We start from the raw sequence: 19,993 nt of genomic DNA, 5'->3' as shown, positions 1-19,993 counted from the left end.
ACGCCGTCGTGGCGGATCGACCTACGTCCGGCTCGCTCGCCACGGCGCACCGGGCGCGCGCCGCCCGGTGCACCGTAGGAAGCGACGGCTCAGGTACGCCGCCAGCGGGCCTCTCCCAAGCAGTACACGGCGAACAGCAGCAGCCCCAGCGCCACCACCGCCAGCAGCCAGGGCCCCGCCGGGGTGTCGGCGAACGCCCTGAGCGTCGCGTCGATGCCCCCGGCCTTGTCGGGGTCGAAGGTGATGGCCGCCTGGATCACGAAGACCCCGGCCAGGCCGGCGATCAGGCCGCGCGCGATGTACCCGGCGAGTCCCAGCCGGTCCATCACCGCGCCGGCTCGCGGCGGCATCGGCCTGAGCTGTTTGCGGAACTCCTTCTTGATGCCGTACCGCACCCAGTAGACGCCGAGCGCGACGATGCCGAGCCCGATCAGGCCCACGATGATCTGCCCGGCCGGCAGCGCGAGCAGCTTGCCGGTCAGATCCTGGGACCGCTTGTCATCGGACCCGGTCTTGCCGGTCAGCAGCATGGTCAGCAGTGCGGCGCAGATGACCACGTAGACCACGGTCCGGCTGGCCGGCTCGACCCGGTCCTTGAGCTTGTGGGCGCCGAAGATCGCCTCGGACGCCTGCCACAGTGCCAGCGCGGCGAACCCGACGACCATGATCCATAAGAGCACGGCCCCGAACGGCAGCGCGGCCACCGTACTGATCGCCCCGTTCTTGTCGGCCTGCTTCCCACCGCCGCCGAACGCGATCTGGATCGCCAGCACCCCGATCAGCCCATAAAGCACGCCACGACAAACCAGCCCAACCCGCGCGAGTTTGTCCATAGCCGGGCTGTCTGCCGCCCGGCGTGCCATCGCCTCAGCTTCGCTCATGGATTCTCCCGAGAGTCGTCAAAGACCCTCGGACTGCCCCGGATTCCGCGCTTCAGACCTTCACCCGAGCAGACCAGGGACGGTGCTCAATCCCGATCGTCCATGACGCCGTAGGTGGAGGCCCGGAACAGGAAGGAGGCCCAGGAGCGGTAGGGCCGCCACGCCTCGGCCAGTTTCCGGTACGCGGCCGGCGGCGCGTCCTCCGGCAGGCCGTACGCCTCACGCAGGATCGCGAACAGGCGCGGCTCGTCGCCCGGGAACGCGTCCGGCGCGCCCGCGCCGCGAATGAGGATGAGACCGGCGGAGAACGGCCCCACGCCGGGTAGGGCCCGCAGCTCGGACAGCGCCTCCTCCGGGGCGAGCGAGCGCAGGTGCTCGGTGGTGAGCAGGCCGTCGAGCGCCGCGCGGGCCAGCCCGCGCACCCACTCCTCCTTCTGCGCGGGCAGGCCCAGGCCGCCGGCCTCCAGCAGCGTCACGGGCGGGGGAAATGCCGGGTACACCTGTCCGTCCAGGGTGACCTTCGCGCCGTACCGCTCCGCGATGCGCTGCTTGAGGCGGGCGGCGATGAGCATCGACGAGCGCTGTACGATCACCGCCCAGCACGCCGCCTCCCACGGGCTCCAGAAGCACACCGGCCGCAGGCCGGGCCGGGCCCGCTGCAGGTCGCCGAGCACCGGGTCGGCCTCACCGAGCCGGGCGAAACCGGCGCCGTCCACGTCGAGGGACAGGATCCGTGCCACCTCGCCACGGATGCCCGGCCCCGCGGGCCGCGTCGTGGCGACGGCGACCCCGCCCGGCGCGCCCGTCACGGTCACGCCGATGGGCAGCCAGTCGGACTCCGCGCAGTAGGCGAAGCGCAGCGCCCGCCCGTCGGAGGGCAGCGCGCTGGTGGCCGGCCAGTCCTCGACGAAGCGCAGCGAGGCACCGAAGTCGAACGGGCCCTCGGCGGTGAGCGTGAATCCGTGCGTGGTCATGCGCCGTATCGTAGGAGCCCGAGCGGGCCGGCCGGGACTCAACGTCGGTCCCGGCCATCGTGCTCGCCGGCATCATGCCCTATGTCCTGCGAGCTCTCATGTCGCGGACACCGGTGTGACCTCGCGCCGCCTCTGGGTAGGGGCCGACTGTAAGGCACGAGGAGGGGAACACTTATGAGCCGCATCGGAGAATGGCTGAAGAAGGCCGAGGACCTGGCCAGAGGGCACTCCAAGCAGGCTGACCAGGTGCTGGATCGCGCCGAGCGGTTCGCCAAGGAGCGGACCGGCCACAAGTACGACGACCAGGTCGAAAAGGGCGCGGACACGGTCCGGCGCCGTTACGGAGGAGGCGAACCGCAGCCCGGTCAGCCGCCGACGCAGCCAGGTCAGCCACCGACACAGCCCGGTCAGCCGCAGCAGCCACCGGAGTAGCCCGGACTGACGACGACTTGCCGAAGCGCGAGCGGCCGGCGCGGCGTCCGCTGCTAGCGGGTCCTAACGGCGACGCCTACGTGGATCAGGGGCGCGCCGGGTGGCGGGCTGTTCCACCAGCGTGGCGCCCGTCTCGGCCTCCACTGCCGGGGCGTAGCCCGCCGCTCGCAGGGCGGTCACCGTCTCCCGCTCCGGGCTGGCGCTGATCAAAACGGTCGGGGCGATCAACCGCAGGCCGAGCGCGCGCAGCGGCTTGGCGTGGACGAGCTCGGCCAGCAGCGCCTCGTCGTCGGAGCGGATGCAGCAGCCGGATCGCACCACCCGCATCCGCCCATGCGTCCGTCCCACGTCCTTGATCAGATATTCCAGCGGCTGCGGCAGCTCGCCCTCCGCCACGGCCCGGAGCTGGTCGAGCAGGGCGTCCGGCTGGTGGCCGGAGTCGAGGGCGTGGCGTACCGAGGCGTGGCTGATGCGCCACACCACCGCGTGGCCTTCCGATTCGCGCACGCCGACCGCGTTGAGCAGGGCGGCCAGTTTCGCCTCAGGGGCGCCGCTCACCACGGCGGTCAGGTCGGTCTGGAAGCGGGCCGTGGTCCGGGGCGCGGGCAGCATGTCGGTCAGGACCGGGGCGAGCGCGGCGTCCGCGCTCTTCCATGCCTCGCCGGTACGGAGCAGGTCGAGCACGGTGTGGCCGAGCCGGGTCAAGGCGCCCTGGCCGATGACGCCGAGGAGCGCGGCCTCGCGGAGCGTGGACTCGATGCGCTGGGCACCGGCCGCCCCCTGCGGTATCCGTGCGGGGCGGTGCCAGGTCGCCGCGGGCACCAGGTACGGCAGCGCGTCGGCCGCGCGCAGCGAAGGGGCGGCACCCAGGGCCTCCAGCAGCGCGTAACGCAGGCTGACGGCGTCCGGGTCGTCCAGGCCGGCCAGGGCGACGGGCGTCTGGTCGGGGTCGGGCCACCAGAGCGGGATGTCGCGGCACACGGTCCAGGCGGCGATGATCGGCACCAGCCGCTGGGCGGGAGTGCGCGACAGCCAGCGGTCATAGGCCGTGGTGGGCAGGACGACCTGGGTGGGCGGCGGCACCTTGGCGCGGCGGTTCGCGGGCGGCTCGGTGGGCTCGGCCAGGAGGCCCAGCAGGCCGGCGCGGAAGCAGAGCTCCAGCAGGAAGCGGACGGTCTCCGGGTCGGCGATGTCCTTGGCCAGGCGTTTGGTGTCGCGCACCGCGACACCGCCGGATTTGCGGAGGGTGAGCGGCTGTTCGGCGCAGCCGGTGAGCAACCGTTCGAGTTGCCAGGTGAGCGTGGCCAACGCCGCCGCGGCCGCTGGCTCGATGCCCTCGGCCCGTTCCAGGTCGTGCGGCTCGGGAGGGTAGGGGGTGAACGTCGCCCGCAGCTCGCCCCGGACCGCGATAGCGACCTCGGCCGGCAGTTCGGCTATGTGGGGCACGCCCGCTGGGAGCAGCAGCCCGCGCGCCGCCAGCCAGTCCGCGCCGGCGTGTCCCGAACCGCCGGCGAAGACGTACTTGTTGCTGCCGTACGACCCTGCCTGGTGGAAACAGTGGGCCTCGACCATGGGCCCCTCGTACGTGAGCCGCTCCAGCAGCTCCGTGGCCGAGGCGGGCGCCTTGTCCAGCAGGGCACGCAGGCGTACCGGATCCGTCAGGTACGCCACGACGTCGCGTTCGGCGGCTTCCCGGCTCGGCGCCTTGTCCAGCCCCAGCGCGGTGGCCAGGCGATGAACCTCGGGCGCGTTGAAATAGCGGGCGACGAGGTAGGCGACGGAGCGGCCCAGCCCCATGCCGTCCGCCAGGTTCCGGTGGACGTAGGGCGCCACCGAGCACTGCTCGCCATGGGGCGGCTGGAGCAGGGCCTGGTCGGCCAGCCGTGCCAGGGCGGCGTCCGCCTCCGCCCGCAGGTCCTGGTCCTGTCCCGCCAGGAGGGTCAGCAGCTCGGCCCGGGGAACCGGGCGTGGGTCGGGGGTGCGCCAGTAGTCGTCGGGGAAGGGGCCGTAGCGCTGGGCGGCCAGCCAGGCGATCGCGCGCAGGACCTGAAGCTCCGGGAGCGTGCAGAAGCCCACCAGCCGGGAGACCACAAGATCCTGGTTGAGCAGATGGGCGTAGTCCTCCAGCGACGGCTCGCGACCGCGAACGCGTAGCGCGCCGCGATCGGCCACGAGCGCCAACTGCTCGGGAGCGCGCGTGGAGAGCCAGTCCATGAGGGCGTCGCGGGGCATGCCTGGCAGCGTAGTACGCGGCGGCCGCCAACTCTTCCTCCTCGCGGAGAACCAGCAGGTCTAGGGGCTCTCATCGGGGTATGAAGCCTCAGGGAGACGTAGGAGGCGCGCCCATGCGAGGTGAGGGAGAGGCCATGCTGGGCGCCCTGCTGGACGCGAGTCACCTGGCCACGATCGAGGACCTGCCGGCCCTGCTCGCTCTGCACGCCGAGCCGGCCGGGTTCTCCCACGCCACGATCTACGTGGTCGACCTGCAGCAGCAGTATCTCGTCCCGCTGCCCGGCCAGCGCGACGCGGCGGGGGAGTCGCTGCAGGCGATCCGCATCGACTCCACCCTCGCCGGGCGGGCCTATCGCAATGTGGAGATCGTTCAGGCCAAGCACGCCGTCGAAGGAGAGCCGGAGCCGCCGCCCGACGAGGACCGGCGGCGGCTGTGGGTGCCGCTGCTCGACGGCACCGAACGGATCGGCATGCTGGCGGTGACCGTCTCCGCCCACGATGAGGCCGCCGACCTGCTGGTGAAGCAGCTGGCGGGCCTGGTCTCCCTGATGGTGATCAGCAAGCGCTCCATCAGCGACACCTACGCCTCGCTGGTGCGCGCGGAGTCGATGACCCTGTCGGCCGAGGTGCTGTGGAACCTGATGCCCAACAGCAGCTTCGCCAACGACAAGGTGGTGGTCAGCGCCGCCCTGGAGCCCGCCTACGACGTGGGCGGCGACGCGTTCGACTTCGCCATCGCCGGAGACACGCTGCATCTGTCGATCTTCGACGCCATGGGGCACGACATCTCCGCGGGGCTGACCGCGACGATCGCCGTCGGCGCCTGCCGCAACAACCGGCGACGGGGGACCGGCCTGCTGGCGGCGAGCGAGGCCATCGACGAGGCGATAGCCGACCAGTTCGACATGACCCGCTTCGCCACGGGCATCCTCGCCGACCTGAACCTCAAGACCGGCGAGCTGACCTGGGTCAACCGCGGGCACTATCCGCCGCTGGTGATCCGGCGGGGCCGCCGGGTCGCCATCCTGGAGACGGTGCCGTCGCCGCCGATGGGCTTCCGGCTGGGCCTGTCCGCCGGTCTGGAGCACTACCAGCTCGAACCCGGCGACCGCCTGCTCTTCTACACCGACGGCATCGTCGAGGCGCAGAGCCCGGAGGGGGAGATGTTCGGGCTTGAGCGGTTCACCGACTTCGTCGTGCGCCGCGAAGCCGACGGGGTCTCGGCGCCGGAGACGCTGCGCCGGCTGATCCAGTCGATCCTCGCGCACCAGCACGGCCGGCTCCAGGACGACGCCACGGTGCTGAGCGTGGAGTGGCGCGGCGAGAAGGAGCACCGGCTCACGATGTGAGCGGCTTTGACGCGCGATGTGAGCAAAAGCAGCACCGCCCTACGATGTGAGCCATGATGAGCGGAGCGCTGTTGGTCGCGGGCACCACGTCGGACGCGGGCAAGAGCGTCGTCACCGCCGGGATCTGCCGCTGGCTGGCCCGTAAGGGTGTCCGCGTGGCGCCGTTCAAGGCCCAGAACATGTCACTGAACTCGTACGTCACCGCCGACGGCGCCGAGATCGGCCGGGCCCAGGCCGCGCAGGCGCGGGCCGCGGGCCTCGAACCCGTCGCCGACATGAACCCGATCCTGCTCAAGCCGGGCAGCGACCGCCGCAGCCAGGTGGTCCTCATGGGGCAGCCGGTGGCCGACGTCGACGCGATGGAGTATGGCCGGCTCAAGGACCTGCTCCGCGAGAGCGCGCTGGCCTCGCTCGACCGGCTGCGAAGCTCGTACGACGTGGTCATCTGCGAGGGCGCCGGCAGCCCCGCGGAGATCAACCTGCGCCGGGGCGACATCGCCAACATGGGCCTGGCCAGGGCGGCGAACCTGCCCGTGATCGTGGTGGGCGACATCGACCGCGGCGGCGTCTTCGCCGCCTTCTACGGCACAGTCGGCCTGCTGGACGCCGCCGACCAAGCCCTCATTTCCGGATTTGTCGTGAACAAGTTCCGAGGCGCTGTCGAGCTGCTCGAACCCGGCCTGGACCAGCTCAGAGACCTCACCGGCCGCCGCGTCTACGGTGTGCTGCCCTGGCTGGACGGGCTCTGGATGGACGTCGAGGACTCCCTGGCCCTCAGCAGCCGCTCGATCGCCCCGCAGCGGCCCCACGGCGACCAGACGCTCCGCGTGGCGGTGGTCAAGCTGCCGCGGATCTCCAACTTCACCGACCTCGACGCCCTGGCCGCCGAGCCCGGGGTGCTCGTCCGCTTCGTGACCGACCCGGCGGAGCTCGACGACGCCGACCTGGTGGTCCTGCCCGGCTCGCGCGCAACGGTCGACGATCTGGCCTGGCTCCGCGACACGGGACTGGCCGCCGCCGTCCAGCGGCGTACCGGGCCCGTTCTCGGCATCTGCGGCGGTTACCAGATGCTCGCCCGCGAGATCCACGATGACGTCGAGTCGGGCGCCGGCCGGGTCGACGGCCTGGGCCTGCTTCCGGTCCGGGTGCGGTTCGCCGCGGGCAAGACGCTCGGCCGCCCGGCCGGTCACGCGTACGGGCATCCGGTGAGCGCGTACGAGATCCACCACGGCGTCGCGACCGTCGAAGGCGGCGAGCCGTTCCTCGACGGCTGCCGCGTGGGCGACGTGTGGGGCACCACCTGGCACGGCGCGCTGGAGAACGACGGCTTCCGCCGCGCCTTCCTCACCGAGGTGGCCGAGCGGGCCGGGCGCGCCTTCGTCCCGGCGCCGGACACCGACTTCGCCCTGCTGCGGGAGAGCCGCCTGGACGCGCTCGGGGACCTGGTCGAGCAGCATCTCGACACGGACGCCCTGCTCGACCTCATCGAGAACGGCCCGCCCGCCGTCCCGCCGCTGCCGCCGGGGGCTAGTGCAGGGTGAGCCGCTGGGCGCTGATCCAGTCGTCGATGAGCTCCCACTGGTCGTACAGCCAGCGGATGCGCGCCTCGCGGTCCTTGGGGATGCGTGCGGCGGGCACCCGCCACCACTTCGCGGTGATGTGCGCGCTGACCGGGAGTTTGCGCCACACGTCGCCCACCGTGATGAGGTCGTCCAGGCCGGTGTGCGCGACGAAGACGACGTCGGCCGACGGGCAGGACTCGATGGCCGCGATGGCGCCACCGGGGCGCGGCGGCAGCAGGTGATCCATGCCGCGGGCCCGTGACGCCTCCTCGTCCAGCCCCTTCTCCTCCAGCCGCCTGATCGCCAGCCGGCGGCGCCGCGGGGTGAAGTTGCCGCCCTCCGGGAAGATCACCAGCGCGTCGTCCTCGTCCATGGTCGAGGACAGCCGCTTGATCTCGTCGATGATGCCGCTCTCGGCGGTACGGCGGGGCACGAAGGCGTTAGGCAGCCGGTTGATCACCACGTCCAGCGACGGGTCGATCTGCAGCGCCGCCTTCATCACGATCCGGGGCCGCCGGCCGTACAGGGAGAGGAGATGGTAGATCAGCAGGAAGGAGTCGCCGGGACCCGCGTGCCGGGCCAGGACGATCACCGGGCGGGTCAGACGGGCGGCCCGCTCCTCTTCGGTGAGCGGCGGTTCGTGGATGTCGACGGTGAGCCGGAAGATCCGTACGGCGGCGCCGTACACCTTGGTCAGGAACCACCTGATCAGCGCGTAGTGCCGCTCCTGATCCCGGTCGCGGCCGAACGCCCCCGCCACCCAGAGCCCGAGGCAGGCGATGAGCACCGCCGACTCCAGCGTCAGCCAGGCCACCCCGAACCAGACGAAGCGCAGCCCACGGCGCTGCGGCGGCGGCAGCCGCAGTGAGGCGGCGAACGTCACCCCGACCCACACCGGCAACGTGATGAGCACGACCACGGTCACCACGATGACCAGGGGGGCGAGGATGAGCCGTCGCAGGATGCGTGGGGGCAACAACGTCGGCCTCCAGGATGTTCAGGTCTTCATCGTCCTCCTGTCCGCAGGTATCGGGAAGATGCGTGATAGGCGCGTTCGATGTAGTGAGAGATCTGGGACAGGTCGCGGTAGCGCAGGTTCGACAGCGGCCGCGTCACTCCGGCGGGCAGCACGTGCACCTCGACGTCGGGCGGCAGCGTGGCCATCTCCTCGGCGAACCGGTGCCGGCGCGCGATCTCGAAGGCCACCATGCCCACCTCCCAGGGCCGCCGCGGCACGCTGAGCGGCCGCTCGATCCGCCCGACGTGCAGGACGTAGACGCGCTTGGCCCCCAGTTGCACGGCCCGGCCGACGGGGATGCTGTGCACCAGGCCGCCGTCGAAGAAGTGCTCGCCGCCGATGGACACGGGCGGCAGCAGCCCGGGCACCGCGCACGAGGCCAGGACGGCGTCGACCAGCGGCCCCTGGTCGAACCAGTGGGCGGTGGCCCGCTCCACCGAGGCCGCCACGCACTGGAACGGCACCACCAGGTCCTCGATCTCTGAAACCGGCAGCATCTCGCTCAACAACGCTCGAAGCGGTCCGATCGGGTGCAGATGGGTACCGGTCTTCGCCAAGGTGGACAGCCGGGTGACCCACGAACCGGCGAACGCCGTACGGACCACATCGGACCGCCACAGCGACGACAACCGCTGCACCGCGCGGCCGGGATCGGCGGCCAGCAGCACGCCGTTCAGGGCACCGACGGACGTGCCGACCACGAGGTCGGGCACGATGCCCTCCTCGTCGAGCGCCTGAAGCATGCCCACCTCGTGCGCGCCGAGCACACCGCCGCCACCGAGCACGAACGCCGTCTGCACAGCAGCACGTTACCGGGATCCGGAAGGGAGCCGACCGGAGGGGCGCCGGACCCGACGGCGCCCGGATCGCTCCCGGCACATGGAACAGCCGGTGGAACGCCGATGGAACGCCCTACTAAGAGGAGTATCCAGCCGGTCGGGATCGGCGATCCCTCCGGCACACGACCGGTACGCGAGGGAGGTGGAAGCAATGACCACGTGGTCCACGCCCGAGATCAGGCACGACGACTTCTCGCTGAGCCTGGCGGTTATCAACTGTCTTTGCCTGTGCGGCTCGAACAGCGGGTCCGGGTCCGGCACCTGACGAGCGTTTCAAGGTCCGAGCACGCTTTCTGACGGGCTGAGGGAGGTGAAAGACGATGACGAGTGCATGGGTCACACCGGAGATCAGGTTCGCGGAGTTCTCCGCGCAGATGGTGGAGCCGAACTGCCACTGCGAATGCCACGGTGGCGCCGGAGCGGGCTCCGGGACTTCCTGAAAGTGATCTGATCCGCGGTCCGGGGGCGGAGTTCTGTTCGCACGACGGCGGGTCGGCCTCCCTGGTACGGGCGCGTTTCCCGACTTTCCGGCTGACCGAGGCGTGGACGGTCAGTGGTCACACGTCCCGGCCGGCTCGCTCCACCTTTCTCCAATCTGCCCTCGTTGAAGGGGAATCCCTTGCTTGCCGAACTTCTGACATCCGCGTCAGTTCCCAAGGACCTGGTTTATTTCAAGGACCGTGCACGAAACCTCGTCGTCAATCCGGAGCTCGGCGCCTGGGCGGTGCTCGACGACTCCGAGCTCGACCTGCTTCGCGCGCTGGCGAACGACGAGCCGTTCGCGGACGCGGTGCGGCCGCAGGCCGAGCGGGCACTCGCCCGGCTTGTCATGGGCTGGCTGATCTACCTGCCGGGAAAGCAGCCCGCCCTGCGCCAGGTCGACGCGCCGCTGAAGATGGTCTACTACGCGATCACCGACGGTTGTAATCTCCGTTGCCCCTACTGTTACGCCTCCTCCGAGAAACCCCTGCCCGGGGAGCTGAACACGGCGGAGTCCCTGGACCTGGTCACCCAGGCCGCCGAACTCGGCGCCGAGGTGGTGATCTTCACCGGCGGGGAGCCCATGCTGCGCAAGGACCTGTTCGACGTCGCCGGCCGGGTGAAGGAGCTCGGGATGCGTGCCAACATCATCACGAACGGCACGATCATCCGTAAGCAGGAGACCGCCCGCCGGGTCGCCGACACGTTCTCGACCGTCACCGTGAGCATGGACGGCGGGACCGCCGAGATCCATGAACGGACCCGTGGAAAGGGCACCTTCGCCAAGACGGTCGCGGCGCTGCGGATGCTCAACGCGGAGGGCGTTCGTCCCATCATCAACCACGTGGTCACCCAGGAGAACGTCGACCACATCTCCGAGCTGGCGGAACTGCTGTCCGACATCGACGTCGCCCTCGTACGCTCCATGCACCACAGCGATCTCGGCCGGGGCGCCCAGGACGGCGACTCGTTCGGCTGGGCCGAATACAAGCGCTTGCACAAGTTCTCCTGGACCGATCCGCGGGCCAAGAACCTCCTGCCGGACGGGCCGCTGGGCCAGCAGTCCTGCCAGACCCGGATCAACTGCGGGCTCGGCGGTACGGAGATCTACGTCAACTCGCTCGGGAACGTGTACCCGTGCAAGCTGGTCACCGGCACCGAGCACCTGGCGGGCAACGTCCGCAGGAGCTCGCTCCGGGAGCTGTTCGCCTCGCCGGTCCTGGCCGATCTGCGGAGTAACGCGGTCTTCGCCGGTGACAACCTGACCGACTGCCGCCGCTGCTACATCCGGGGCGCCTGCGCCGGTGGCTGCCGCGCCTACCACATGGCCGAGTCGGGCAGCCTGAAGCGGAACTCGCGGGCACTGTGCCGCATCCTGCGGCATCAGATGATCACGTCGATGTGGGTGGGCGCGGGAGCCGGCCGGGAGGTCATCATCGACAACGAGGAAGAGGCGTTCCGCCCGATGCTCGTGGCGACCGGGGAGGAACACCCGGTCTACGACGACTGGAAGGGCTTCCAGCCGGTCGGAGCGGCCGCACCTGGGCGCAGCCTTCCGCTCCACGTCGTGGGGAGCGGGAAATGAAGTGGATCGTCAGCCCGAACGTGGTGTGGTCCGACGCGGGCACCGAGATCCGGTTGTACGACACAGTGGCGGGTGAGTTCCAGACCCTCAACCCGACCGCGGCCGCGATCTGGCGGCACCTGGTGGACAAGGGCGACCAAGTCGCGATCGTGGCTGCCCTCACGGAGGAGTTCGGAGCACAGGATGACAAACAGCGGGACCTCATCGCCGGTGACGCGGACCGCTTCATCCGCACTCTCGCCGAAGCCGGACTCCTGGTCGAGCAGCCCGTGGCGGAAAGCGTCCCCGCCCAGCGGCGCGACGGCGACTGATCCCCTCTCCGCGCAGCTGATGGACCTCGTCGTGAGCGCGCTGGCGACGCATGGGACCGTGGCCGTTCCGGTCACCGGCGCCAGCATGCTGCCGACGCTGAGGCACGGCGATCGGGTGACGCTGAGCGCCGTGGACCCGGACGCGATCACGGCGGGCGACGTGATCGCGTTCCGTGCCGACGGCCGGCTCGTGCTCCATCGCGTCCACGCGGTCGGGCGGGACCGGCTCATCACCGCCGGGGATCATCACCTGCTCTTCGACCCGCCCGTGCCGTGGCCGGACGTGGTGGCGCTGGCCGAGGGGATCCCGCCGCGGCCGGAGCCCTCCCGGTGGCCGCTTCTGCGGGGCCCGGCTCCCGTCGACGTCTGGCTGGTCGAGCCCACGACCGGCCGCGAGGAGGACCTCGTCCCTCCCTGGTGGACCCTGCACCGGCGGCCCCGTGAGGGGGTCTGCGCCTCGGCCGCGGTGCTGAAGGAGATCATGACCGCGGTCCGGGACCGGCCGTGCGTCGGCGTCACCGAGCACGCCGTGCACTCGGCGTACGACGTGCTGGGCCCCGGCGGTCTGCCGCCGGGGGCGCAGGTGCTGGTGGGCTGCTCCTTCGGCCGGCTGCACGAGCCGATGCCGGGTCACCTGATCCCCGGCGAGGCCGCCGACGTCTTCGTACGGCTGGGTGAGCCCGAGGAGCCACTCGACGCCGCCGAGACGTTGCGCAGGCTGTCCGCCCTGGTGGCGCCCTCACCCCGAGTGACGGGGGACGATTCATGACCCCGGTCCCGGCTGTCGCGACCCGGTCGCTGACCAAGCTGTACAAGCCGAAGGTTCGTCCTGCCGTAGACGCTGTCACGTTCACCCTTGAGGAGGGCTCGGTCGTCGGCCTCCTGGGCCCCAACGGCGCGGGCAAGACCACCCTCGTCAAGCTGCTCTGTGGCGTGACGACGCCCACCGCGGGACGCGTCCAGGTCCTCGGCGGCGACCCGTTCGCCGAGGCGGCGACGGTCAAGCAGCGGGTGGCGGTGATGCACCAGTCGATGCCGGTCGACAACATGCTGTCGGCCAGGGACAACCTCCGGATCGCGGCGTCGTTCCGCGGCCTGCGGTGGCGGACGGTGCGCTCCCGGGTGGACGAACTGATCGCGCAATTCGGTCTGGAAGGCGCCATGGACCAGCTGGCGTTCACGTTGTCCGGCGGCCAGCGGCGGCGGTTGCAGCTCGTCCGTGCCCTGCTCGTGGTTCCCCGGCTGCTGATCCTCGACGAGCCCTCCACCGGTCTGGACGTCCAGGGCCGGCGGCAGATGTGGGAGGTGATCGGGAAGCTGAACAGCGAGCACGAGACGACGGTCATCTGGACCAGCCATTACATCGAGGAGATCGAACGAAACTGCACGCGCGTCCTCATCATGGACGGTGGGGCGCTGATCCGTGACGAGTCACCGTCCGTGCTGGTGAACGAGTTCGGCGAACGCTCGATCAGGCTGCGTCTGCCGGAGACGGCGGATCGTGATCGCCTGTCCGCGCTCATCCCGGCCGACTGCGTCATCGCCTGCGCGCACGATGAGATCGAGATCGGCGGTTCGCTCGCCGACGGGGACCTGAGCGCCGTGATCGGGCTGGTACGCGACGCCGCCGAGCGCGGGGCGACGGTGGAATTCCGCGTCCCGTCGCTGGAGGACGCCTATGTCGCGCTGGTGGATCGCCGACGGGGGGAGAACGGATGACGAGCATCCCGGCCCAGGACATCGCCGGTACGCGAAGGCCACCCGGTCTCCAGATCCTGCGTGACTCGGGGATGCGCGCGGTCATCTACCGGGAGTTCCTGCTCCTGACCAGGAATCGGACGAACCTCCTCCTGGCGGTGCTTCCGACGGCGATCTATCTTCTGGTGTTCTCCACCTCTCTGACCGGGCTGGTGGGAAGCATCCGGTATCACGGGGTCCTGGTGAGCTACCCCGAGTTCACCATCCCGGCGATCATGCTGTCGTCGATGCTGGCCGCGTCGTCGACGACGGGCACGTCCCTGTTCCAGGAAGAGGTCGGGGGCATGGCGGTGGAGCTCTGGTCCTATCCGCTGAGCCGGACGGCCTACATCGCCGGGAAGATCATCGCGACCACCGGGCTGGTACTCGTCCAGAGCACCGCGGCCCTGCTGCTCGGGGTCCTGATCTTCCACGTGGACTGGCCCGTGGATCACTGGCTGGCGCTGGCGGTGGGAACGGTCGCCGCGTCCCTGGTGTTCAACGCGTTCTTCCTCATGGTGGCCACATTCGTGCACGACTTCCAGCGGTTCATGGTGATGATCAATGTGCTCGGGCCGTTGCTGCTGTTCTCCAGCCCGTCCTTCTACCCGGTCGAGCAGATGCCCGCGACGTTGCGCGTCCTGTCCGTCCTCAATCCCGTCACGTACGGGATCGGATGCATCCGGGACGGAGCCCTTTTCGGGCTGCGCTCGATCTGGCCGACGGCGCTCGGCCTCCTGGCCGTGGCGGCCGGTCTCATCGCGGTGATCGCCGCGGTGATGAACCGCCGCATCCGCCGGCTCTGACCCGACGAAGCGGTGGGAGGAGGTGAACAACCATGTGGCAAACCCCGCAGATCCAGGCACTGGACTTGCAGGCGGTCGAGATGGCGGTGATCCACTGCACGTGCATGTGCGACGCCAACACCGGTGCCGGCGCGGGCTCCGGCTGAGCTGGTGCGAGCGCCTATCCGGGGGCGGAGCGGGATTCCCGTGATCGCCGCCCTGTAGAAGATGACCGGCCGGTCCCGGGTGTGAGGGGGATCTCCCTCTCACACCCGGGTCACGACCTCAGCTGTCCATGGCCAGGCGGATGCCGAAGGCGACGATCACGATCCCCGTCACGCGATCCAGCAGGCGTTTGACGGCCGGGGTGCGCAGGGCGCCGCTCATGAGGGCGGCGAAGCCGACCAGCACGGCGCTCCACAGAAGCCCCTCGCCCACGTGCACCCCGGCCAGCAGCAGCCCCATGGCCGCGTGCGGAGCGTCCGCCGGGATGAACTGCGGCAGCATCGCCACGTAGAAGGCACCCACCTTGGGGTTCAGCAGGTTCGTGAGCAGGCCGCGCCGGAAGCCGGTGCCGAACACCTCCCGACGCCTCAGGGCTCAGGGGATCAGAAGCAGCTTGCCCGTCGTACGGCGGGCGGCGAGGTCCTCGTGCGCACGGCCCGCCTCGGCCATCGGATACCGGTGCGAGATGTTGATCTTCAGCTCCCCGGCGGCGATCCACCCGAACAGGTCGGAGGCGCGCCACAGCAGCTCCTCCCGCTCGGCGATGTAGTTGACCAGCGTCGGCCTGGTCAGGAAGAGCGAGCCCTCCTTGTTGAGCCGCTGCGGATCGACCGGCGGCACGGGCCCGCTGGCCGCCCCGTACAGCGCCATGAGCCCGCGCGGACGCAGCGCCGCCAGCCCGCCGTCGAACGTGGCCGCCCCGACGCCGTCGTAGACCACGTCCACCTGATTGCGCAGCACGTCGACGAAGTCGTCGTAGCGCAGCACCTCGTCGGCCCCGGCCGCGCGGGCCACCTTCTCCTTCTCCTCGCTGGAGACGGTGGTGTGCACGGTCGCGCCCCTGAGCTTGGCGAGCTGGATGAGCAGCTGGCCCATGCCGCCGGCGCCCGCGTGTACGAGGACGCTGTCGCCCGGCTTCACCTCGTACGTGGAGTGCGTGAGGTAGTGGGCCGTCATGCCCTGCAGCATCGCCGCGGCGGCCACCTCGGCCGGCACGCCGGCGGGCACGGGCACCACCCGGTCGGCCGGGACCACGGCCTTCTCGGCGTAACTGCCGAGCACGCTGGCCCAGGCCACGGTGTCGCCGACGGACACGTCCGACACATCGGGGCCTACGGCGGAGACGACACCCGCCCCCTCCGACCCGATCGAGCTGGGCAGATTGAGCGGGTACGCCCCGGACCGGTGGTAGATGTCGATGAAGTTGACGCCGCTGGCCGCGACGTCGACCACGATCTCCCCGTCACCTGGCTCCGGGTCGGGACGCTCTACGTACTCGAGGACCTCTGGGCCGCCCTGGGCGGTGATGACTATGGCACGCATGCCCCTAGTCAACCTCTTGTCCGCACCCTCGATTCCACCTTCCGACAGAACCTTGGGTGTTTCACTCGATCTTGGCCAGTGCGCCCGCCTCCAGCGCGACCCAGATCGCGCCGTCGGGGCCCACCGTGAGCCCGTGCGGCTCGGCCTGGACGCCGCGCGAGGGCAGCTCGTACTCCTTGAGGTCGCCCTCGGTCGTGATGCGGCCCACGCGGTCGGCCGCCCACTCGGTGAACCAGAGGGCGCCGTCCGCCCCGGCGATGATGGCGTGCGGCCGGCAGGCCCGATCCGGCAACGGATATTCAGTAATTTTTCCGGAAAGGTCCACGCGGCCGATCTGGCCCGCGCCGATCTCCACGAACCACAGCGCCCCATCGGGACCCGCGGTGATGCCCACCGGCGCGGCCCCCTCCGTCGGCAGCTCGTGGATCGTCACCGCGCCCGACAGCGCGATGCGGCCGATGGCGTTGCCCTGATTGAGGGCGAACCAGAGGGCGTCGTCCGGCCCCGCGGTGATGGCCGCGGGCATGCCGCCCATCACCGGGATCTCGAACTCGGTCCGCGCCCCGTCCGCCGCGATCCGCCCGATCTTGTCGGCCTGCATCCGCGTGAACCACATGGCCCCGTCCGGTCCGGCGGCGATACCGTAGGCGCCCTCCGCCTCGAACGACGTCACCTCACCCGACCCGGTGATCCGCCCCACCCGGCCGCCCTGGAACTCGGTGAACCACATCGCCCCGTCGGCTCCCGGCACGATGACCGTCGGCCCGCCGTCCGCCGGGTCGAGCTGGTGGATCACGGGTTCCGCACCCGGCACCAGCCTGCCGACCCGGCCCTGGTGCACGAGCGTGAACCAGAGCGCGCCGTCAGGGCCGGTGGCGATGCCGTACGGAGCGCCGTCAGAGATCTCGATCAGCATGTGTGGTCAGGGTTCCTTTCTCCCACGTAGCTCGAAGTCGTCGAAGGTGGTCTTGAGCACCGACGTCGCGTCCTTGGACGTGCGCGCGAACAGGCCCACATAGCCGTTGCCGATGCCGTTGGGGTCGTCGACCTGGTGGACTTTCTCGCCGTTCACCCACATGGTCAACCGCACGGCGCCGCCGTCCTGCTCGCAGGAGGCCTCGATCCTGGCCTTCCTGTCCTTCTGCAGCCCGTCCACCTGGACCGGCTGGGCCAGCGTGCCGCCCGAGCCGTCGGAGATGCGCCGGATGCGGGCCATGCCGGAGGTGTTCAGGGCGAACTCGTAGTACGTGCCGTCGGCGCTGTTGTGGCAGAAGACGCCGTACTCGCCGGTGCCCACGGACCGCTTCACCTGGGCCGTCACGCCGACCACCACCGTGTGGGGCAGCATCGGCGTGGGCGTGGCCGACGGGCTGGGCGCCGGGGTGGGCGTGGCGATCAGGAAGGGCGCCGGGGCCTTCACCAGGTGCTCTTCGTCGTCGTCGGCCACGTCCAGCCCGTACATGCCGTCGGTGCGGTAGCCGTAGCTGTACTCGTCGGTCGGATCGTAGGTGCCGTCCCAGCCGCCACCGGTCTGCGTGAAGTCCTCCCGGTAGAGGACGGAGAGCTGCGGCGGCCCACTGTCCCGGAGCGTCGCCCAGGCGGTGACACCCCCGGCGACCAGCACCGCCACGGCCGCGGCGATCCCCCCGACCACGACCCGGCTGCTCCGGCGCTTTCCGACCGGCCGCTCCTGCTCCGCGGTGAACGCCGCGGTCCCGTGCTGCCAGGCCACCTGAGCGGTCTGGGCGGCCTGCTCAGGCCGTACTCCCTGGACGGCCTGGACGGTCTGCTCCGGGGCGACCGAACGCCCCACGAGATGGTCGAGCAACTGCTGCGCGGTCGGCCGCGCGGCCGGATCCTTGCGCAGCGCCGCCCTGACCAGCTCCCGCAACCCCGGCTCGACCGCGTCGAGCACCGGCTCGGTGTTGAGCACCTGGTAGACGGTCGCGGGCAGCGTGTCGCCGCCGAACGCCGCCTTCCCGCTCGCCGCGTACACGATCAGCGAGCCCCACGAGAACACGTCGCACGCGGGCGAGACCGGCTCACCACGCAGCACCTCGGGCGCCATGTACCGGGGCGTGCCGATGAGCTCGCCGGTCCCGGTGACCCCGCCCAGCGTGTCGAGCGCCCGCGCGATGCCGAAGTCGATCACCCGCGGCCCGACGGGGGACAGCAGCACGTTCGACGGCTTGAGATCGCGGTGCACGACCCCCGCCCCATGGATCGCGGTGAGCGCGGTGGCCACGCTGACCGCCAGCGCGTCGAGACTGGACCCCTTGAGCGGCCCCGACTGCCGGACGGCCTCCTCCAGATTGGGCCCCGGCACGTACTCGGTGACGACGTAGAGCTGATCACCGTCGAGCGCCGCCTCGAGCACCGCGGCCGTACAGAACCTGCGCACCCGCTGCGCGGCATCGGCCTCCCGCCGGAACCGCATCCGGAACTGCTCGTGCTGGCTGAGCTCCGGGTTGATCACCTTGATGGCGACCCGCTGCCCAGCGGGATCCTCGGCCAGGTGGACAGTACCCATCCCGCCTCGGCCCAGCACGCTCAGCAACCTGTAGCGCCCGATCTGGGGGGATTCACCGCTCACGGCGGGCAAGCTTACCGACTTCTACCTGATTGGCGGATGACCTCGGCGCTTGTACCCGATCAGCCGCGGACCCGCAGCCCTCGGCTGAGCATCGCCACCAGAGCCCGATTGACCGCTTTGCGGCCGTGATCGAACCCCATCCCCGAGTGAAGGATTTGCTACACTTCTGTGTGTGGAGGAATGGGAGATCCGCGTCACCAATGAGATCCGCGACTGGATCTATGCCCTGGACAAACGCTCCCGGCTCCAGGTGGTCGACGCCATCGACCGGCTGGCCGAGGCCGGTCCCGGATTGGGCCGCCCGCTGGTCGACAAGCTCGAAGGCTCGCGGATCCACAACCTGAAGGAGCTCCGTCCCGGCTCGGCGGGGCGCTCCGAGATCCGGATCTTGTTCGCGTTCGATCCGTGGCGCTCGGCCATTCTGCTGATCGGTGGCGACAAGTCCGGTGACTGGTCGGGCTGGTACCACCGAGCCATCCCCCGCGCGGAAGTGCTGTATGCGGAGTACCTGGCAGAACGCGAGTCGGAGGAGAAGGACCGATGACGAATTTTCCCAAGTGGAACGACATCCGCGCCGACATCGTCGCCAACTCCGGCGGCGAGGAAGCCGTGACTGAAGCACGACGCCACAATCAGGCATACATCGACGGCTACCGGTTGGCCGAGCGCCGCAAGGCAGAGGGCCTGACCCAGTCCGAGGTGGCCGAACGCATGGGCGTGACCAAGAGCCGCGTCTCCCAGATCGAGCGGGGCGAGGTGTCTACCATCGAGACCATTGCCCGCTACGTCCAAGCGCTCGGCGGGCAGATCCAGGTCTCAGCGGTGTTCGGCGATGACCTGTACATCCTGCGCGGCACCGACACTCACGCCGCGTAACTCTTTTGCCCTTACCCTGATCGCCGCCAACGGGACGGCCAAGGCGCGAGGGCTGCGCCTTGGACTCATGATGTTTCGTCGTGGCCCCTCATGAAGATCTCGTGGACGCTGTCGAAATCTCCCTGTATCAAGACTTGAAAGCGCGCAGCGACTGGAGGCTAGGCAGGCCCCGTCCGGCGTCGATCATCATGACGCGGCAGCCGGCGGCCGTGGCGGCGGCGATTCCGGTGGGGCTGTCTTCGATCGCGACGCAGCGACGAGGGTCCACGCCGAGCCGGTTCGCGGCCATCAGGTACGGATCCGGGTGCGGCTTGCCGCGGGCGGTGTCCTCGGCCGTCACGATCAGGTCGAAGTCGTGGTCCAGGAGGGGCAGCACCAGGTGGACGATGCTTCGCGGTGAGGCGCTGACCAGGGCGGTCGGGATGCCTTCGGTGTGGAGTTCGCCGAGGAGGTCAAGGGCGCCGGGGATCAGCGGCACGCCTCCGGGCTGCCTGGCGATGCGCGCGGCGAAGGCATCGATGAGCTGCCGGGCAATGTCGGGGAGGTGGCGGGCCCCGCTGGGAAGGCTGGGGTGGGGCTCGGCGGTGGCCAGCAGGTGGGCCGCCACGTCCTCGGCCGCGCGGCCGAGGATGTCCGGGGTGTCGGTGGGGCCCAGTTCGACGCCCAGGGTCCGGGCCACCGCGGCCGTGGCCTGCCACCACAGCCCTTCGGTGTCCACCAGCGTGCCGTCCATGTCGAACAGGACGGCCTGCGGCGCCTCCGACGACGCCACTCCCGATGACGGTGCCCCT

General features: G+C 70.4%; 21 protein-coding genes. 11 read left to right on the top strand and 10 right to left on the bottom strand.

The window, feature by feature from the left end:
- Nucleotides 1-89 precede the first annotated feature (89 nt).
- Nucleotides 90-881 (bottom strand): DUF1206 domain-containing protein, encoded by a 792-nt coding sequence (locus tag AB0B64_RS36780; RefSeq protein WP_357953686.1) that lies wholly within the window; start codon nucleotides 879-881, stop codon nucleotides 90-92.
- A gap of 86 nt (nucleotides 882-967) precedes the next feature.
- A complete protein-coding gene (locus tag AB0B64_RS36775; RefSeq protein WP_357953684.1) occupies nucleotides 968-1,855 on the bottom strand; it encodes a hypothetical protein in 888 nt (295 codons plus the stop codon).
- A 174-nt stretch (nucleotides 1,856-2,029) separates the two neighbouring features.
- Here AB0B64_RS36775 and AB0B64_RS36770 point away from each other — a divergent pair, with 174 nt between their 5' ends.
- Nucleotides 2,030-2,287, top strand: coding sequence for an antitoxin (locus AB0B64_RS36770; RefSeq protein ID WP_358183305.1), 258 nt, complete (start codon nucleotides 2,030-2,032; stop codon nucleotides 2,285-2,287).
- Between the two features lie 63 nt (nucleotides 2,288-2,350).
- Here the strand turns inward: AB0B64_RS36770 and AB0B64_RS36765 are convergent, their stop codons facing one another.
- A complete protein-coding gene (locus AB0B64_RS36765) occupies nucleotides 2,351-4,519 on the bottom strand; it encodes a helicase-associated domain-containing protein (protein WP_358183302.1) in 2,169 nt (722 codons plus the stop codon).
- 113 nt (nucleotides 4,520-4,632) lie between these two features.
- On the opposite strand from AB0B64_RS36765, the gene AB0B64_RS36760 reads away from it, so the two are divergent.
- Nucleotides 4,633-5,868, top strand: coding sequence for a PP2C family protein-serine/threonine phosphatase (locus AB0B64_RS36760; protein WP_357953679.1), 1,236 nt, complete (start codon nucleotides 4,633-4,635; stop codon nucleotides 5,866-5,868).
- A gap of 56 nt (nucleotides 5,869-5,924) precedes the next feature.
- Nucleotides 5,925-7,409, top strand: a complete 1,485-nt coding sequence (locus tag AB0B64_RS36755) for a cobyric acid synthase (RefSeq protein WP_358183502.1) — start codon at nucleotides 5,925-5,927, stop codon at nucleotides 7,407-7,409.
- On the opposite strand, the gene AB0B64_RS36750 is transcribed toward AB0B64_RS36755, so the two are convergent.
- Nucleotides 7,396-8,406 carry a 1-acyl-sn-glycerol-3-phosphate acyltransferase gene (locus tag AB0B64_RS36750; protein ID WP_358183299.1) on the bottom strand — a complete coding sequence of 337 codons (1,011 nt, stop codon included), beginning with the start codon at nucleotides 8,404-8,406 and terminating at the stop codon, nucleotides 7,396-7,398. The genes AB0B64_RS36755 and AB0B64_RS36750 overlap by 14 nt on opposite strands.
- A 29-nt stretch (nucleotides 8,407-8,435) precedes the next feature.
- Entirely contained in the window at nucleotides 8,436-9,248 is an 813-nt protein-coding gene (locus tag AB0B64_RS36745; protein ID WP_358183295.1) for a patatin-like phospholipase family protein, read from the bottom strand.
- Nucleotides 9,249-9,607: 359 nt separating this feature from the next.
- Here AB0B64_RS36745 and stsA point away from each other — a divergent pair, with 359 nt between their 5' ends.
- The 6 genes from stsA to AB0B64_RS36715 all read left to right on the top strand — a co-directional run bounded on the left by stsA (nucleotide 9,608) and on the right by AB0B64_RS36715 (nucleotide 14,206).
- Nucleotides 9,608-9,727, top strand: a complete 120-nt coding sequence (stsA, locus tag AB0B64_RS36740; protein ID WP_357953671.1) for a StsA family sactipeptide RiPP — start codon at nucleotides 9,608-9,610, stop codon at nucleotides 9,725-9,727.
- A 179-nt stretch (nucleotides 9,728-9,906) separates the two neighbouring features.
- Nucleotides 9,907-11,352 (top strand): StsB family radical SAM/SPASM domain sactipeptide maturase, encoded by a 1,446-nt coding sequence (gene stsB, locus AB0B64_RS36735; protein ID WP_358183292.1) that lies wholly within the window; start codon nucleotides 9,907-9,909, stop codon nucleotides 11,350-11,352.
- The gene (locus tag AB0B64_RS36730) at nucleotides 11,349-11,663 is read left to right on the top strand and encodes a PqqD family protein (protein WP_357953667.1); all 315 of its coding nucleotides are present in this window, start codon (nucleotides 11,349-11,351) and stop codon (nucleotides 11,661-11,663) included. The genes stsB and AB0B64_RS36730 overlap by 4 nt, the downstream gene beginning before the upstream one ends.
- A gap of 19 nt (nucleotides 11,664-11,682) precedes the next feature.
- Nucleotides 11,683-12,432, top strand: a complete 750-nt coding sequence (locus AB0B64_RS36725; protein ID WP_358183289.1) for a S24 family peptidase — start codon at nucleotides 11,683-11,685, stop codon at nucleotides 12,430-12,432.
- Nucleotides 12,429-13,382, top strand: a complete 954-nt coding sequence (locus AB0B64_RS36720) for an ABC transporter ATP-binding protein (protein ID WP_358183286.1) — start codon at nucleotides 12,429-12,431, stop codon at nucleotides 13,380-13,382. The genes AB0B64_RS36725 and AB0B64_RS36720 overlap by 4 nt, the downstream gene beginning before the upstream one ends.
- On the top strand, nucleotides 13,379-14,206 hold the full coding sequence (locus tag AB0B64_RS36715; protein ID WP_357953661.1) for an ABC transporter permease: 828 nt from the start codon (nucleotides 13,379-13,381) through the stop codon (nucleotides 14,204-14,206). The genes AB0B64_RS36720 and AB0B64_RS36715 overlap by 4 nt, the downstream gene beginning before the upstream one ends.
- A gap of 264 nt (nucleotides 14,207-14,470) precedes the next feature.
- Here the strand turns inward: AB0B64_RS36715 and AB0B64_RS36710 are convergent, their stop codons facing one another.
- The 4 genes from AB0B64_RS36710 to AB0B64_RS36695 form a co-directional block, all read right to left on the bottom strand.
- A complete protein-coding gene (locus AB0B64_RS36710) occupies nucleotides 14,471-14,767 on the bottom strand; it encodes a LysE family transporter (RefSeq protein WP_358183282.1) in 297 nt (98 codons plus the stop codon).
- 18 nt (nucleotides 14,768-14,785) lie between these two features.
- The gene (locus tag AB0B64_RS36705; RefSeq protein WP_357953656.1) at nucleotides 14,786-15,733 is read right to left on the bottom strand and encodes a quinone oxidoreductase; all 948 of its coding nucleotides are present in this window, start codon (nucleotides 15,731-15,733) and stop codon (nucleotides 14,786-14,788) included.
- Nucleotides 15,734-15,794: 61 nt separating this feature from the next.
- Nucleotides 15,795-16,649 carry a virginiamycin B lyase gene (locus tag AB0B64_RS36700; protein ID WP_357953653.1) on the bottom strand — a complete coding sequence of 285 codons (855 nt, stop codon included), beginning with the start codon at nucleotides 16,647-16,649 and terminating at the stop codon, nucleotides 15,795-15,797.
- A 6-nt stretch (nucleotides 16,650-16,655) separates the two neighbouring features.
- A complete protein-coding gene (locus tag AB0B64_RS36695) occupies nucleotides 16,656-18,326 on the bottom strand; it encodes a serine/threonine-protein kinase (RefSeq protein WP_357953651.1) in 1,671 nt (556 codons plus the stop codon).
- 172 nt (nucleotides 18,327-18,498) lie between these two features.
- Between AB0B64_RS36695 and AB0B64_RS36690 the strand changes: the two genes are divergently transcribed.
- Both AB0B64_RS36690 and AB0B64_RS36685 read left to right on the top strand, forming a co-directional pair.
- On the top strand, nucleotides 18,499-18,870 hold the full coding sequence (locus AB0B64_RS36690; protein ID WP_358183279.1) for a type II toxin-antitoxin system RelE/ParE family toxin: 372 nt from the start codon (nucleotides 18,499-18,501) through the stop codon (nucleotides 18,868-18,870).
- Nucleotides 18,867-19,202, top strand: a complete 336-nt coding sequence (locus AB0B64_RS36685) for a helix-turn-helix transcriptional regulator (RefSeq protein WP_358183277.1) — start codon at nucleotides 18,867-18,869, stop codon at nucleotides 19,200-19,202. The genes AB0B64_RS36690 and AB0B64_RS36685 overlap by 4 nt, the downstream gene beginning before the upstream one ends.
- A gap of 127 nt (nucleotides 19,203-19,329) precedes the next feature.
- On the opposite strand, the gene AB0B64_RS36680 is transcribed toward AB0B64_RS36685, so the two are convergent.
- Nucleotides 19,330-19,974, bottom strand: a complete 645-nt coding sequence (locus tag AB0B64_RS36680; protein ID WP_358183274.1) for an HAD family phosphatase — start codon at nucleotides 19,972-19,974, stop codon at nucleotides 19,330-19,332.
- Between the last annotated feature and the right edge of the window lie 19 nt (nucleotides 19,975-19,993).

Source organism: Nonomuraea sp. NPDC049129 (genome assembly GCF_040648495.1).
Classification (GTDB): domain Bacteria; phylum Actinomycetota; class Actinomycetes; order Streptosporangiales; family Streptosporangiaceae; genus Nonomuraea.
Note: the sequence above shows the minus strand (reverse complement) of the source record. Positions and strands in the feature narration are given on the sequence as shown.

Bases quoted from the DNA above. Each gene is read 5' to 3' on its own strand.
- AB0B64_RS36770 (WP_358183305.1), top strand. From the start codon at position 2,030: ATGAGCCGCATCGGAGAATGGCTGAAGAAGGCCGAGGACCTGGCCAGA.
- AB0B64_RS36685 (WP_358183277.1), top strand. From the start codon at position 18,867: ATGACGAATTTTCCCAAGTGGAACGACATCCGCGCCGACATCGTCGCC.
- AB0B64_RS36780 (WP_357953686.1), bottom strand. From the start codon at position 881: ATGAGCGAAGCTGAGGCGATGGCACGCCGGGCGGCAGACAGCCCGGCT.
- AB0B64_RS36725 (WP_358183289.1), top strand. From the start codon at position 11,683: ATGGACCTCGTCGTGAGCGCGCTGGCGACGCATGGGACCGTGGCCGTT.
- AB0B64_RS36755 (WP_358183502.1), top strand. From the start codon at position 5,925: ATGAGCGGAGCGCTGTTGGTCGCGGGCACCACGTCGGACGCGGGCAAG.
- stsA (WP_357953671.1), top strand. From the start codon at position 9,608: ATGACGAGTGCATGGGTCACACCGGAGATCAGGTTCGCGGAGTTCTCC.
- AB0B64_RS36730 (WP_357953667.1), top strand. From the start codon at position 11,349: ATGAAGTGGATCGTCAGCCCGAACGTGGTGTGGTCCGACGCGGGCACC.
- AB0B64_RS36775 (WP_357953684.1), bottom strand. From the start codon at position 1,855: ATGACCACGCACGGATTCACGCTCACCGCCGAGGGCCCGTTCGACTTC.
- AB0B64_RS36720 (WP_358183286.1), top strand. From the start codon at position 12,429: ATGACCCCGGTCCCGGCTGTCGCGACCCGGTCGCTGACCAAGCTGTAC.
- AB0B64_RS36760 (WP_357953679.1), top strand. From the start codon at position 4,633: ATGCGAGGTGAGGGAGAGGCCATGCTGGGCGCCCTGCTGGACGCGAGT.
- AB0B64_RS36765 (WP_358183302.1), bottom strand. From the start codon at position 4,519: ATGCCCCGCGACGCCCTCATGGACTGGCTCTCCACGCGCGCTCCCGAG.
- AB0B64_RS36705 (WP_357953656.1), bottom strand. From the start codon at position 15,733: ATGCGTGCCATAGTCATCACCGCCCAGGGCGGCCCAGAGGTCCTCGAG.
- AB0B64_RS36700 (WP_357953653.1), bottom strand. From the start codon at position 16,649: ATGCTGATCGAGATCTCTGACGGCGCTCCGTACGGCATCGCCACCGGC.
- AB0B64_RS36715 (WP_357953661.1), top strand. From the start codon at position 13,379: ATGACGAGCATCCCGGCCCAGGACATCGCCGGTACGCGAAGGCCACCC.